The 13,608-nt window shown below is 43.3% G+C and carries 12 protein-coding genes and 1 pseudogene; 10 read left to right on the top strand and 3 right to left on the bottom strand.

The features are described from left to right. The first annotated feature begins 127 nt into the window (after positions 1 to 127). The 3 genes from G5B06_RS14535 (at position 128) to G5B06_RS14525 (ending at position 2,934) form a co-directional block, all read left to right on the top strand. Complete coding sequence (locus G5B06_RS14535) at positions 128 to 580, top strand: MarR family winged helix-turn-helix transcriptional regulator (RefSeq protein ID WP_044960451.1); 453 nt, start codon at positions 128 to 130, stop codon at positions 578 to 580. Further along, entirely contained in the window at positions 570 to 1,922 is a 1,353-nt protein-coding gene (locus G5B06_RS14530) for an MATE family efflux transporter (protein WP_173762993.1), read from the top strand. Before G5B06_RS14535 ends, G5B06_RS14530 begins: the two co-directional genes overlap by 11 nt. 124 nt (positions 1,923 to 2,046) lie before the next feature. Further along, the gene (locus G5B06_RS14525) at positions 2,047 to 2,934 is read left to right on the top strand and encodes a putative ABC transporter permease (protein ID WP_021977018.1); all 888 of its coding nucleotides are present in this window, start codon (positions 2,047 to 2,049) and stop codon (positions 2,932 to 2,934) included. Positions 2,935 to 3,015: 81 nt separating this feature from the next. On the opposite strand, the gene G5B06_RS14520 is transcribed toward G5B06_RS14525, so the two are convergent. Both G5B06_RS14520 and bioB read right to left on the bottom strand, forming a co-directional pair. Further along, positions 3,016 to 3,561, bottom strand: a complete 546-nt coding sequence (locus G5B06_RS14520; protein ID WP_015527251.1) for a biotin transporter BioY — start codon at positions 3,559 to 3,561, stop codon at positions 3,016 to 3,018. A 101-nt stretch (positions 3,562 to 3,662) separates the two neighbouring features. Further along, positions 3,663 to 4,634 (bottom strand): biotin synthase BioB, encoded by a 972-nt coding sequence (gene bioB, locus G5B06_RS14515; protein WP_110102912.1) that lies wholly within the window; start codon positions 4,632 to 4,634, stop codon positions 3,663 to 3,665. Between the two features lie 308 nt (positions 4,635 to 4,942). On the opposite strand from bioB, the gene G5B06_RS14510 reads away from it, so the two are divergent. The 4 genes from G5B06_RS14510 (at position 4,943) to G5B06_RS14495 (ending at position 9,328) form a co-directional block, all read left to right on the top strand. Continuing rightward, entirely contained in the window at positions 4,943 to 6,280 is a 1,338-nt protein-coding gene (locus G5B06_RS14510; RefSeq protein ID WP_118368712.1) for a TrkH family potassium uptake protein, read from the top strand. A gap of 19 nt (positions 6,281 to 6,299) precedes the next feature. Further along, positions 6,300 to 6,947 carry a potassium channel family protein gene (locus tag G5B06_RS14505; RefSeq protein ID WP_173759589.1) on the top strand — a complete coding sequence of 216 codons (648 nt, stop codon included), beginning with the start codon at positions 6,300 to 6,302 and terminating at the stop codon, positions 6,945 to 6,947. 85 nt (positions 6,948 to 7,032) lie between these two features. Further along, the gene (locus G5B06_RS14500; protein WP_173772361.1) at positions 7,033 to 8,616 is read left to right on the top strand and encodes a DUF4118 domain-containing protein; all 1,584 of its coding nucleotides are present in this window, start codon (positions 7,033 to 7,035) and stop codon (positions 8,614 to 8,616) included. Beyond that, positions 8,609 to 9,328 carry a response regulator gene (locus tag G5B06_RS14495; RefSeq protein ID WP_173772359.1) on the top strand — a complete coding sequence of 240 codons (720 nt, stop codon included), beginning with the start codon at positions 8,609 to 8,611 and terminating at the stop codon, positions 9,326 to 9,328. The genes G5B06_RS14500 and G5B06_RS14495 overlap by 8 nt, the downstream gene beginning before the upstream one ends. A gap of 107 nt (positions 9,329 to 9,435) precedes the next feature. On the opposite strand, the pseudogene G5B06_RS19830 reads toward G5B06_RS14495, so the two are convergent. Next, positions 9,436 to 9,648: pseudogene (locus G5B06_RS19830) on the bottom strand (DegV family protein); the annotation flags it as partial. Positions 9,649 to 10,010: 362 nt separating this feature from the next. Here G5B06_RS19830 and G5B06_RS14485 point away from each other — a divergent pair. The 3 genes from G5B06_RS14485 to G5B06_RS14475 all read left to right on the top strand — a co-directional run bounded on the left by G5B06_RS14485 (position 10,011) and on the right by G5B06_RS14475 (position 13,443). Further along, positions 10,011 to 11,378, top strand: coding sequence for an MATE family efflux transporter (locus G5B06_RS14485; protein WP_173762991.1), 1,368 nt, complete (start codon positions 10,011 to 10,013; stop codon positions 11,376 to 11,378). A gap of 13 nt (positions 11,379 to 11,391) precedes the next feature. Beyond that, positions 11,392 to 11,979, top strand: coding sequence for an AAA family ATPase (locus G5B06_RS14480; protein WP_173762990.1), 588 nt, complete (start codon positions 11,392 to 11,394; stop codon positions 11,977 to 11,979). A 129-nt stretch (positions 11,980 to 12,108) separates the two neighbouring features. Continuing rightward, a complete protein-coding gene (locus G5B06_RS14475) occupies positions 12,109 to 13,443 on the top strand; it encodes a sedoheptulokinase (RefSeq protein ID WP_173762989.1) in 1,335 nt (444 codons plus the stop codon). Positions 13,444 to 13,608: the final 165 nt, after the last annotated feature.

Raw genomic sequence — 13,608 nt, 5'->3', positions numbered from 1 at the left:
AGAAGGGTACGACGGGTATCATACAGCAGCTTTGCTGGAGCTAAAGTCAAAAGGCTTGACAAAATCAGAAATTCTTATATAATTATCAATGGTAATTAACGAAGATAATTATATAAGGAGTTTTTTTATGACAAATGAAAAGATCAAGCGGATGTTTGATGCATTTTATCAGGCAAAGCGGATCCGGGATATGCTTCCGCCACTGCCCCAGGGGGTGATGCCATCCTACATACAGTATCTGGATGTGATCCATTCTCTGCAGCGGGAAAAAAAGGATATCCGGCTCTCTGATATCAGTGATGCCATGAACCTTCCGCGTCCGGGTGTTACCAGAACAGTGAAAGAAATGGAGGCAAAGGGATATCTTCAGAAGCTTACGTCTCCGGATGACGGGCGCGTTACTTACATTTCCATAACAGAAAAAGGAGAGAGGCTTTCCAGGAAGTATGATCAGGATTATTTCAGCAGTCTGGCGCCCTATCTTTCAGAGATTTCCGAAGAAGAAGCAGACAATATGATCCGAACCATCGGGAAATTTTATCAGATCATGTGTGACAGGAGGGAACATTATGACAAATGATAAGGCAGATTTTACCCAGGGAAATATCCTGAAGAAGCTGGTTGCATTTATGATGCCGGTACTCGGTGCGCTGATCCTGCAGGCTGCCTATGGTGCGGTCGATCTTCTTGTAGTTGGAAGATTCGGTTCCACATCCGGACTGTCAGCGGTTTCCACCGGAAGTCAGGTACTGAATCTGGTTACCTTTGTAGTGATCCAGTTTGCTATGGGTATCACAGTTCTGATCGCACGTTATCTTGGAGAAAAAAGACCGGAGCAGATCGGCTCCGTTATCGGTGGGGCTGCAATCGTCTTTACCATGATCTCTATCGTGCTGTTTATTGTTATGGTAGGCTTTGCACATCCGATTTCCATGCTGATGCAGGCACCGGAAGAAGCGGTAGCGCTGACTGCATCTTATGTACGGATTTGTGGCAGCGGAATTTTCTTTATTGTTGCGTATAACCTACTGTCTGCTATTTTCCGTGGCCTTGGTGACAGTAAATCTCCGTTGCTGTTTGTGCTGGTGGCATGTATTGTAAATGTGATCGGAGATCTGGTACTGGTAGCCGGGTTACATATGGATGCAGCAGGAGCAGCTATTGCTACGGTTTCTGCTCAGGCCTTAAGTGTTGTATTTGCAGTAGTTCTGCTGATAAAGAAGAAGCTTCCGTTTACCATTACAAAAAAAGATTTCCGGCTGAATCCTCAGTGCAGACGTTTTCTTAAGATCGGACTGCCGCTGGCACTTCAGGAATTCCTGACACAGATTTCATTTCTGGCCTTGTGCGCATTTGTCAATCGCCTGGGTCTGGAAGCATCCTCCGGTTACGGAGTTGCATGTAAGATCGTAAACTTTGCCATGTTGGTTCCAAGCTCCCTGATGCAGTCCATGGCTTCCTTTGTTTCACAGAACGTAGGAGCAGGAAAGCCGAAACGTGCGAGAAAATCCATGCTTACGGGAATTGGAGTTGGCCTGTCTGTGGGATGTCTGGTATTTATCCTGATCCTGCTGAAGGGTGATGGGCTGGCAGGATTCTTTTCAACAGATGCCGGCGTTATCCAAAAGGGCTTTGATTATCTGAAGGGGTTTGCTCCGGAGACACTGGTAACGGCTGTTCTGTTCAGTATGATAGGCTATTTCAACGGGAACAACCAGACCATATGGGTTATGGTCCAGGGCCTGGTACAGACGCTTCTGGTACGACTTCCAATGGCGTACTTTATGAGTATCCAGCCGGATGCCAGCCTGACAAAGATCGGTCTTGCAGCACCGGTATCTACCACAGTGGGAATTATTCTGAACATCGGATTCTTTCTGTACTTCACTCGTGTGAAAAAAGAAATTGTTTCGGAAGAATGACCGGATAAAGGGATGTAAATGAGAGGGGTGATATGATATAATCAAAATCACCCCGGCAGAGGTGATGGTACTGACCCCTAGAATAGCTGCCGGAATCTTGACAGCTGTAAAGGAGGAGTACAGGATGATTTGCGGGATGACGTATTTTCAGATATGTCTGTATTTTTTGTTTTATTCTTTTGGAGGATGGGTCGTTGAAGTTATCTTCCATGCAGTAACCTTAGGAAAGGTTATAAACCGGGGATTTCTCAACGGTCCGGTATGCCCGGTGTACGGATTTGGTGTACTTTCCGTGTTTGCATTGCTTAATACGCTTCAGAGCGGCGGACATCAGATGAGTGAGGGAATGATCTTTCTGTTTGGAATCGTTCTTGCAACTGCGGTAGAGCTGGTTGCCGGATGGCTTCTGGATGTATGCTTCCATGCAAGATGGTGGGATTATTCTAATAAGCCGCTGAATTTTCACGGCTATATCTGTCTTGAGTTTTCTCTGATATGGGGACTTGCCATTGTGATGGTTGTAAAGGTTTTTCAGAAATATGTGGAGCGTCAGGCTTCTCATACACCTTCCACACTGGAATGGGTTGTTATGGCAATTCTGTATGCGGTGTATCTGGCTGATCTTATTGTAACAGTGGCGGTGATCCGCGGACTGAATAAGAAGCTTACCCGACTGGATAAGGTACGTGCGGATCTGCGGATCGTGAGTGATAAGCTCAGTGATACTCTGGCAACAACTACCATTGATACAGCACAGAAGGTGGGAGAGGGAAAGGTTCAGGTTGCTCTTGCTAAGGCAGAGCTCAGAGATGCGACTGTGGCTCAGAGAGAAAAATCTGCCGAAATGCTTCGGATGAAGAAAGCGGAGCTTCAGGCACAGTTTGATGAGCTGTCAAGCTCTATCACAAACCATACGGTATTCGGCCAGGGAAGAATCATTAAGGCTTTCCCGGAGATGAAGCACAGAGATTATTTTGAACTGATCCAGGAGCTGAAGAAAAAACTCAGATAAGAAAAATGAAACGCGATAAAGAGGCAGCAGGAAATTTCCAACATTTCCTGCTGCCTTTTTTGGGAGTATCAGAGTTTCAGCTTATCGGATTCTTTTTTTTATCATTGGTCCGATGATCATGGCGATGATCATTTTTATGAGATCTGCCGGGATAAACGGAATTACACAGATTCCAAGAGCTGCTTTGAAAGTGGAATCTGCAACGATGCAGAACCATACAGTTCCGAAAAGATAGCATACAATTGTTCCTGCGATCATACCAACGAGCTGGATCAGAGGTTTATGGCAGTTGTCAATTACCAGTCCGGCAATAACAGCCATAACGATAAAGCCGATGATGTATCCGCCTGTAGGACCGGCCAGCTTTGCGGGGCCGCCGGTAAATCCGGAAAATACCGGAAGACCTACAAGTCCAAGCAGCAGATAGATCAGATAGCTGATGGTTCCTTTTTTCCATCCGAGAAGATAAAGGGACAGATAGATGGCAAGATTGGTAAATGAGATCGGAACCGGACCGATCGGAATGGACAGCGGCGCAAGAATACAGGTGACAGCTGCCATAAGAGCGGTCATGGTGATCTCGTAGGTTTTTGTACGTGGTGCAGAGACAGTATTTGTCTGATTCATATTGAAAGAGCCTCCTTTGAAAAAGGTAATATATTTACTGGTTCGGGTAAGTAATGAAATGCTGTAAGTGTGTATGACAGGTCATATGTCCATAAGGATGCTTACGCAGATTCAATCTCATAGGTGAATCCTGCATCCGTAATGGTTTTGAGAGTGTCTTCGATTCCCTGACCACCTTCTGTAAGATAACCGGAAGCAAAAATAGAGTCTACAACACTGAGCAGTTTTTTTTCTTCGCCTTTAAAATAAACTTCTCTTCCGGCAGCACATCGGATATCTGCTTTAGGTACAAGAAGTCTTGCCAGGCATAGGACCTTCATACAGTATTCTGTTGTCAGCTGGGAAATATCTGCATTTCCGAGAGGAGTTCCCTTGATTGGAAGAAGAAAGTTGATCGGCAGTGCTTCCGGCTGGATCTCACGTAATTCCAGAAGCATGTCAACAACGTCTTCCTTGCTTTCACCCATGCCAATGATACCGCCGCTGCAGATCTCGAAACCAAGTCCCTGAAGCATATGGATATTCCGGACACGCTGGTCAAAGGTATGTGTACTGCAGATATTATGATAAAAGGAACGGCTGCTGTTCAGATTATGGTTGATCCGGTCAAGACCAGCCTCTTTGAGCATTTTTGCCTGGTGCTCTGTGAGAAAGCCTATGGAGCAGCAGAGATGAGTTCCGTGTTCTTTCATTTTGCGGATCCTGCGGGCCAGCTCCTCGATCTCTTTATCTGTAAATTTCATACCACTCAGTCCGATACAATGTCTGGATAAATGATAATCATTTACGAAATCATTGTCCTGATATAATTTGTCTTCATCTACCCATTTGTATTTATCAATATCGGCAGTGGAACGACATGACTGGGCACAGTAGGCACAATCCTGGGAACAGTTACCACTGCGGGCATTGGTAAGGATGTGGATGCTTACCCGGTTTCCCTTATATTTGTAACGTAAACTGCTGGCACGGTCAATCAGTGCCTCAAGTTCTTCGTCCGGAGTATCTAAAATTGCAATGGCTTCATCTCTGGAAAGCGATGGAGCTTCTTTTTCGCATGATGCAGTGTTCATGTCAATACCTTCCTTTTGAGTTTTTTTGTACGGGTATCACTTTATCACATAGAAATATTGAATGTCAACTGCAAATGTAAAATGAGTTTACAATTAAAAAACTGTAGTATTAAGGTAATGCTTAGGATCATCAAAACAGGTAATTTCCTTGATTCGGTTAAAATAATTCTCAATTCAATATCATATCTTTATAAAATCTTAATACGGAAGCAGAGACTTTTATACTATCTTTGAAAGCAGTTATATATAATAAAATGCGTTACGAGGATAGCACTGTTAAAAGTATTGATAAGGAGTTCTGATCATTTATGCCGGAAAAATCATATAAGAAAAAACATATGACATCTTTTCAGCTGATTATCATGGGGTTTGCAGGAGTGATCCTTTTGGGAACCGTTCTGCTGATGCTTCCATTTTCTTCTGCGGAGAAAGTGATCACACCATTTCATGAGGCACTTTTTACAGCCACTTCGGCGGTATGTGTTACAGGTCTTGTGGTAAAGGACACTGGAAGCTACTGGTCCCTGGCAGGCCAGACGATCATTCTTGCACTCATACAAACAGGTGGGCTTGGAGTAGTGACTGTGGCTGCGTCTGTTTCCCTTCTTTCCGGAAAGAAAATATCCCTCATGCAAAGAAGCACCATGCAGGATGCAATTTCAGCTCCAAAAGTCGGAGGAATCGTCAGACTGACAAGGTTTATTTTGAGGGGAACATTTTTGATCGAAGCTGCAGGGACGGTGTTGCTGCTGCCGGTTTTTATGGGAGATTATGGAAAAAAGGGAATCTGGATGTCAGTTTTTCATTCAATCTCTGCTTTTTGTAATGCCGGCTTTGATATTCTGGGGACAGATTCCAGTATGTTTCCATCGCTGACTGGGTATTCCGGAAATATACTTATAAATCTGGTAATTATGCTGTTGATCATTACAGGAGGAATCGGTTTTCTCACATGGGATGATATTTATACAAACAAACTGAACTTTAAACGCTACCGCATGCAAAGCAAGATCATTCTCATGACTACCGCATGTCTGATCTTATTTCCGGCAGTTTTTTTCTATATCTGTGATCTGACAAAATTACCCATGGGAAAACGCCTGTTAGCAGCAGCGTTTCAATCGGTAACGACAAGAACTGCCGGATTTAATACTATAAATATTTCAGAGATGAGTGAGGCATCAAAAGCAGTTATGATATTGTTAATGCTAATTGGTGGTTCACCGGGATCTACAGCAGGTGGAATGAAAACAACAACTTTTTCAGTACTTATTTTAAATGCAATTGCGACATTTCGAAGTCAGGAAAATGCAGGAGCTTTTGGGCGAAGACTTGAATATCATGTGATAAAAAATGCAGCGACAATAGCCATGTTATATTTTGCCTTGTTCTTTGGCGGCGGAATAGCGATCAGTGTGTACGAAGGCCTTCCGCTTTTAGATTGTCTGTACGAAGCTGCTTCAGCTGTTGGTACGGTAGGGCTGACGCTGGGAATCACACCGGAACTTCATGTTTTTTCACAAGTCGTGTTGATCATACTGATGTATCTGGGACGTGTAGGTGGTCTGACCCTGATCTATGCGGTATTTTCCGGAAGAAATAAGGGAAATGCAAAGCTCCCTCTGGAAAAAATCACAGTTGGATAAGAAGGAGAAAAATAATATTATGAAAAATGTATTGCTTATTGGACTTGGAAGGTTTGGAAGACATATTGCCATGCAGCTCAATCAGCTGGGACATGAAGTTATGGCAGTTGACTGGAAGGAAGAAAGAGTGGACAAAGTACTGTCATTTGTGACGAATGCTCAGATTGGTGACAGCACCAATGCTGAATTTTTACAGTCCCTTGGAATTGGAAACTACGACATTTGTTTTGTGACCATTGGAGATAGCTTTCAAAATTCTCTTGAAACAACATCCCTTCTAAAAGAACTGGGTGCAAAATTGGTGATATCCAGAGCTGAACGTGATGTTCAGGAAAAATTTCTTTTACGCAATGGTGCCGATAAGGTAGTTTATCCGGAAAAGCAGGTGGCAAAATGGGCTTCCATCCGTTATACAGATGATCATATACTGGATTATATGGAGGTGGACGCTTCCCATGCAATTTTTGAAGTGGAAGTGCCGGAAGAATGGGTTGGAAAAACAGTGGGTGGACTTGACATCAGAAAACGCTACAATATTAATATTCTGGCAGTAAAAAATGAAGAGGAATTCAGTATTGCAATTTCACCGGAAACATATTTTGCAGAAAACGATAAATTACTGGTATTAGGAGAATATAGAGCTCTTCAGAAGTGCTTCCGTATATAGCTCATTGCCATGAAGAAAAAATTTTGACCACAGAACTGCTGCGTGATATAATTCCAGAAAACAGCAGTAGAAGGAGAATGACAGAATGAGCTTGAAAATGGAGGATACAGTAAAAAACAGAACCTATCCGAAACGGCCATTTGCATGGTATGTGGAAAAACCGTCTGCAAAAGATTACTTGCTGACGGTTTTTATATTTGCAGTATGCACTTTGATCGGCCTGCTGTTTCAGAAACTGGATCTTACAGATACAAATATTGTAACGATATACATTTTGGGCGTATTGATCACTTCGATCGTGACAGATGGTTATCTTTGCAGTGTAGCCGGCTCCTTTTTAAGTGTATTCTTATTTTGCTTTTTCCTGATGGAGCCAAGGATGTCTTTTGAGACATATGCGGTGGGATATCCGGTGACGTTTTTCATAATGCTTATTTCGTCCGTACTTACAGGAACCCTTGCGGCAAAGCTGAAAATGCATGCAAAGCTGTCTTCGCAGATTGCCTTTCGCACACAGGTTCTGTTTGATACGGATCGTCTGCTGCAAAAGGCAAAAAGTGAGACAGAAATCCTCGGAGTTACCTGTACACAGCTGATACGCCTGTTAAACCGCAGCATCACGGCATATGTTGTGGAAAATGGAACTTTATCAGAAGGAAAGCTTTTTTCCGGGGAAAAAGAGAGCACAGAGGATTTTCTGACACAGGAAGAACAACAGGCGGCCAGATGGACTTATGAAAACAGACAGCGTGCCGGCGCATCCACACAGTATTTCTCACAGGCAAAATGCTTATATCTGGCAATTCGAAGCGGGAATAATGTTTATGGCGTAATCGGGATCCCTCTGCAGAAAGAAACACTGGACTCTTATGAATACAGCATCCTGCTGTCTGTAATAAATGAATGTGCACTTGCAATGGAGAATGTACAAAATGCCATAGAAAAAGAAAAAAATGCGGTTTTAGCAAAAAATGAGCAGCTGCGTGGCGATCTTCTCCGGGCGATCTCCCATGACCTGCGTACTCCGCTTTGTTCTATTTCCGGAAATGCAGATATGCTTCTCAGTAACAGTGACCGTCTGGATGAAGCTACAAGGTATCAGATCTACACGGACATCCATGAGGATTCAGAGTGGCTGATCGGAGTTGTGGAAAATCTGCTTTCAATCACTAGGCTCAATGATGGAAGATTGAAGTTTAAATTTACGGATCAGCTTTTGGATGAGGTAATAGCAGAGTCACTCCGGCATGTCAGCCGGAAGCATGATGCGTATAAGATCGTGGCGGACTGTGAAGAACTTGTTCTTACACGTATGGACGTGCATCTTATTATACAGGTTCTGGTAAATTTGATTGATAATGCGATAAAATATACGCCGTCAGGCTCTGTCATCAGCATTCGGGGGTTCAAAAAAGCCGGGAAAGCACAGGTAAGCGTGGAAGATAATGGCCCTGGAATTCCGGATGAAATGAAGCCACATATTTTTGAGATGTTTTATACAGGGAAAACAACCGTTGCAGACAGCCAACGGAGTCTGGGGCTTGGCCTGGCACTTTGCCGCTCTATCATAGAAGCACACGATGGAATACTGGTTCTTTCGGATCATGCTCCGCATGGATGTAATTTTACTTTTACTTTACCATTAAGCGAGGTGACATTAAATGAATAAGACATTAATTCTGGTGGTTGAGGATGACAGACCCATACGGAACCTGATCGTTACCACTTTAAAAACACATGACTATAAATATCTGGCTGCAGAAAATGGGGCTTCGGCCATTTTGGAGGCTTCATCACACAATCCGGATATCGTTCTTCTGGATCTGGGCCTTCCTGATATGGAAGGAGTAGAGGTAATAAAGAAAATCCGTACCTGGTCGAATATGCCTATCATCGTGATCAGTGCCAGAAGTGAAGATACGGACAAAATAGAGGCACTGGATGCGGGTGCAGATGATTATATCACAAAACCATTTTCAGTAGAAGAATTACTTGCGCGTATCCGTGTCAGTCAAAGGCGGCTTGCCATAACGCCGGCAGGAAAACAGCTGGAAACATCTGTTTTTGAAAATGGTGGATTAAAGATAGATTACACGGCTGGCTGTACATTCCTGAAGGACAGAGAACTGCATCTGACGCCCATTGAGTATAAGCTGCTCTGCCTTTTATCCCGTAATGTTGGAAAAGTATTGACACATACATATATTACTCAGCAGATCTGGGGACGCTGCTCGGAAAACGATGTTGCTTCTCTCAGGGTTTTTATGGCAACACTGCGGAAAAAACTGGAGCTTGAAAAAAACGGTGTACAATATATCCAGACGCACATAGGAATTGGATATCGCATGCTCAGAATCGAGAAACCTGAGCAGGAAATATAATTACATCAAACGAGTAGCAGGTGGGTGTAAATCCAGTTTACCGGCTACTTGTTTTTTGGATAAACGATTTGTTTGAGCTATCTGTTATCTGAAACTGATAGCAATACCTACTGCACCGGGACCGGCAGCTCAGATATGCAATTTCCACATACCCTGATGGGAAAATCTTTTTTGAGGTCAGACTGGATCGCAAGGATCATTTTTTCTTCTGCTTTTTTCATGGAACCACGTGATTTGGCGTAAGAGTCCAGTTTTTCCTCCTGTATCGTTAAAAGAGGCTTTATTGACAACATCGTACCGATCAGTGTAGCTGCAGGTGTGACACGACCTCCTTATGGCATTGCAAAAAAATAAGCGTGAAATCTGTAAGGACAAGCAAATCCTTATGATTTCACGCTTTTACAAGCCGGCTTTTAGTATAATTATTATTTTCTTCGGACATATTATAAACGAAAAAGAAGAAAGAATGCAAGAAAAATTTTGTTTGACTTTTTGAAAAAGAGGCAATATAATTACAAGAAACGAGTAGCAAGTAAGCGTAAATCCAGTTTACCGGCTACTCGTTTTCATTTTGCAAAAATGAATATCGCCATGAAAAAGTGTGTAGCATGTCAGCGTAAGTCCAGCTTATATGACAAGGTGCGCACTTTTTTTGTGCTAAAAAGAAAGGAGTTAAAACAAAATGGCGGAAAGCAACAAGATGAAGGAGATGCCGGTAAATAAGCTGATGGTCCAAATGGGAATCCCGATGATCCTGTCTATGGCATTGCAGGCAGTCTATAACATTGTAGACAGTGCATTTGTGGGAAATATGAAAGCAGGCAGTGAGGCAGCACTTAATGCTTTGACACTGGTATTTCCGGTGCAGATGCTTATGGTGGCAGTGGGGATTGGAACCGGTGTAGGGACCAATGCACTTCTTGCAAGGACACTTGGACAGGGAAACAGTAAAAAAGCTGCAAAGGTAGCAGGAAACAGTCTGTTTCTAGGAGTGATCATTTATGTGGTTTGCTTATTGTTTGGTATCTTTGGTGTGAAAGCATATATTTCATCGCAGACAGTAGATACAGAAGTATTAGAGATGGGAGTCAGCTATTTGAGGATATGCTGTGTGATCTCTTTTGGTATTATCTTCTTTTCTTTATTTGAAAAGTTACTCCAGGCAACAGGCCGTTCTCTTTATTCCACAATTGGTCAGGTGGTTGGAGCAGTTGTAAATATCATCCTTGATCCGATCATGATCTATGGTATTGGACCCTGCCCGGAAATGGGAGTGAAAGGTGCAGCTTATGCAACGGTAATTGGCCAGGTAGCATCCGCAGTATTACTGCTTATCTTTCATATCAAATTAAATAAGGAATTCGAGCATGGAGCGAAATACATGAAGCCGGATGGCGAAATTATCAAGGAGATCTATACAATCGGACTTCCGGCAATCATTGCGCAGGCGCTGATGTCCATTATGGTTTATGTAATGAACCTGATCCTGAAGTTCAATCCGTCAGCACAGACAGCCTATGGTCTGTTCTATAAGGTACAGCAGTTTGTTTTGTTTCTTGCTTTTGGTCTGCGAGATGCGATCACCCCAATCATTGCATTTGCTTATGGAATGAGAAGTAAGAAGAGGATTCAGGATGGGATCAAATATGGTCTGATCTATACAATTGTATTAATGATTCTGGGAATTGCAATCACAGAGATTTTCCCTGGGGGATTCGCAACGCTGTTTAATGCGGGAGCGTCAAGAGAATATTTTATCGGAGCAATGAGAGTGATTTCTATAAGTTTCCTGTTCGCAGGAATCAATGTTGCATATCAGGGCATTTATCAGGCACTGGACGGTGGTGTGGAATCACTGGTTATTTCGCTTTTGAGACAGCTGATCATTATCCTGCCGCTGGCGGGTGTCTTTTCGCTGTTTGTCAGAAATGGTCAGATTGGAGTTTCACTGATCTGGTGGGCATTTCCGATCACGGAAGTGATCGCATGTCTGGTAGGATATGTATTTTTAAAGAGGATCAGAAAAAATAAAGTGGAAGTTTTGCGTTAAGGAGGAACTGGAAATGGCAAAAAGAATCATTACGATCAGCAGAGAGTTTGGAAGTGGTGGACGTTTTATTGGGGAAGAGGTCGCAAAGAAGCTTGGAATTGCTTACTATGATAAAAATATCATCAGTCAGATTGCAGAAAAGTCCGGCCTGTCACCGGATTATATTCAGGAAAGTGCAGAACTGTCTCCGAAAAAAGGTCTGTTTGCATATGCACTTGCGGGGCGTGATATCACAGGAAGATCAGTAGAAGATATGGTGTATGAGACACAGAGAAAGGTTATTTTAGAATTGGCCCGGAAGGAGCCTTGTGTGATCATTGGAAGAAATGCAGATTATATTCTGAAAGACAGGGACGATGCGCTGAATGTATTTATCCACGGAGATATGCTGGAAAAAATACAGCGTATCAGTCAGTTATATCGTGTCACTGAACAGGAAGCTGTCAAAATGATGGCAGACACAGATAAAAGACGTATGACAAATTATAACTTTTATACGGATCAGAAATGGGGAAAGGCCAGCAATTATACGCTGTGTCTGAACAGCTCGCAGCTGGGATATGACAGATGTGAAGCATTAATCACAGAGTGTGTGAAATAAAAATCTGCAGGCAGGAATGTCAGAATAGAAAACAAAAAAAGATAGCATTAATCCTCAAACGATAATATAATCATCTCGTATGATGACATTTTCTATAGCAAAAATCACAGAAAAGGACGGAAACAGACGATGAGGATCATGGGGATTGATATCGGCACAACAACAGTCAGTGTCGTAATGACAGACACAGAAACGGGAAAGCTGCTTGCAAAGGAAACAGTGGAGCATAATTCTTTTCTGCGGAGCAGTAAGCCGGAACAGAAGCTGCAGGATCCGGAACGGATCTATGAGATCGTCCGGGAGCTTCTTATAAAGCAGCAGAAGGAGAATGGTTTGCCAGATGGAATAGGGTTTACAGGGCAGATGCATGGAATGCTGTATGTGGATGCTTTCGGCAAGGCAGTGAGTCCTCTCTATACCTGGCAGGATGGAAGCGGAGAGATTCCGCTGGAAAACGGAAAAACCTGTGCAGAGCTTTTGCAGGGAGTGGGTGCGGCGGCGTCCGGATATGGTGTAGTGACACATTTTTATCTTCAGAAGAAAGATCAGATCCCGAAGGATGCTGTAAGGATGACGACGATCAGTGATTATATTGCTATGCGGCTGTGTGAAAATACTGTCCCTGTTATCGGGCTTGACATGGCGGCAAGCTGGGGCTGCTTTGACCTGCAAAAACAGGAGTTTCTGTATGAAGCCCTGGAGCAGGCCGGGGTAGATATTTCTTATCTGCCGGAAGTAAGAAAGGGACATTTTTTAGTCGGAGAAACAAGAGCCGGTGTACCGGTAATGGGATCGATCGGTGACAATCAGGCGAGTCTGTTTGGTTCCGTCCGGAATCTTAAAGATACTGTGCTCCTGAATGTAGGAACCGGTAGCCAGGTTTCCTTAGTGACAGAGAAGTTTATAGAATGCAGCGGCAGTGTGGAGCTTCGCCCCTGTACCGAAAACAGCTATATCCTCGTGGGAGCTTCCCTGTGTGGTGGTCGTGCGTATGCGATGCTGGAGCAGTTTTACAGAGAGGCTGCAGAAACCGAAGAAAGACTGTATTCCCGGATGCAGGAGCAGGCAGAAAAATTTATTGAAAAATATGGAAAAGAAGCTGCATGGAAAGTAGATACAGCTTTTTCAGGGACAAGAAGTGATCCGTCTCACAGGGGCATGATCGCAGGAATCGGTGTAGAGAATTTTCATCCTGGTGCACTGACGGTCGGTGTGATCTGTGGAATCCTTAACGAACTGCATGAGCAGTATGAGCAGATGTGTCAGCTCACCGGAAAAAAGGCCACACGCCTGACTGGCTCCGGAAACGGAATTCGCCGAAACTCGCTGATGAGAAGACTGGCAGAAGAAATGTTCGAAATGCCGATGGAGATTCCTGAACATGAAGAAGAGGCTGCATATGGAGCTGCACTTACTGCGGGGAAATTGGCAGCAAAAAAATTGGATTTATCCAATGCGTCGTAAAACCCCTTGCTTCAGCTATGGGGATATAAGATGTGTCCATCGAATTTATGCAAGTAATTGAAGATGGACAAAATAGTAATTGTATTAATTAATAAACTATAGTATAATACAAATATGAACACAACATATAAATCAAACAACAATGTCGTCTATTCCTGTAAATAC

It is taken from the genome of Blautia luti (assembly GCF_013304735.1).
Lineage (GTDB): Bacteria > Bacillota > Clostridia > Lachnospirales > Lachnospiraceae > Blautia_A.
This window is presented reverse-complemented; position numbering and strand designations above follow the sequence as displayed.

Bases quoted from the DNA above. Each gene is read 5' to 3' on its own strand.
- G5B06_RS14535 (WP_044960451.1), top strand. From the start codon at position 128: ATGACAAATGAAAAGATCAAGCGGATGTTTGATGCATTTTATCAGGCA.
- G5B06_RS14530 (WP_173762993.1), top strand. From the start codon at position 570: ATGACAAATGATAAGGCAGATTTTACCCAGGGAAATATCCTGAAGAAG.
- G5B06_RS14525 (WP_021977018.1), top strand. From the start codon at position 2,047: ATGATTTGCGGGATGACGTATTTTCAGATATGTCTGTATTTTTTGTTT.
- G5B06_RS14520 (WP_015527251.1), bottom strand. From the start codon at position 3,561: ATGAATCAGACAAATACTGTCTCTGCACCACGTACAAAAACCTACGAG.
- bioB (WP_110102912.1), bottom strand. From the start codon at position 4,634: ATGAACACTGCATCATGCGAAAAAGAAGCTCCATCGCTTTCCAGAGAT.
- G5B06_RS14510 (WP_118368712.1), top strand. From the start codon at position 4,943: ATGCCGGAAAAATCATATAAGAAAAAACATATGACATCTTTTCAGCTG.
- G5B06_RS14505 (WP_173759589.1), top strand. From the start codon at position 6,300: ATGAAAAATGTATTGCTTATTGGACTTGGAAGGTTTGGAAGACATATT.
- G5B06_RS14500 (WP_173772361.1), top strand. From the start codon at position 7,033: ATGAGCTTGAAAATGGAGGATACAGTAAAAAACAGAACCTATCCGAAA.
- G5B06_RS14495 (WP_173772359.1), top strand. From the start codon at position 8,609: ATGAATAAGACATTAATTCTGGTGGTTGAGGATGACAGACCCATACGG.
- G5B06_RS14485 (WP_173762991.1), top strand. From the start codon at position 10,011: ATGGCGGAAAGCAACAAGATGAAGGAGATGCCGGTAAATAAGCTGATG.
- G5B06_RS14480 (WP_173762990.1), top strand. From the start codon at position 11,392: ATGGCAAAAAGAATCATTACGATCAGCAGAGAGTTTGGAAGTGGTGGA.
- G5B06_RS14475 (WP_173762989.1), top strand. From the start codon at position 12,109: ATGAGGATCATGGGGATTGATATCGGCACAACAACAGTCAGTGTCGTA.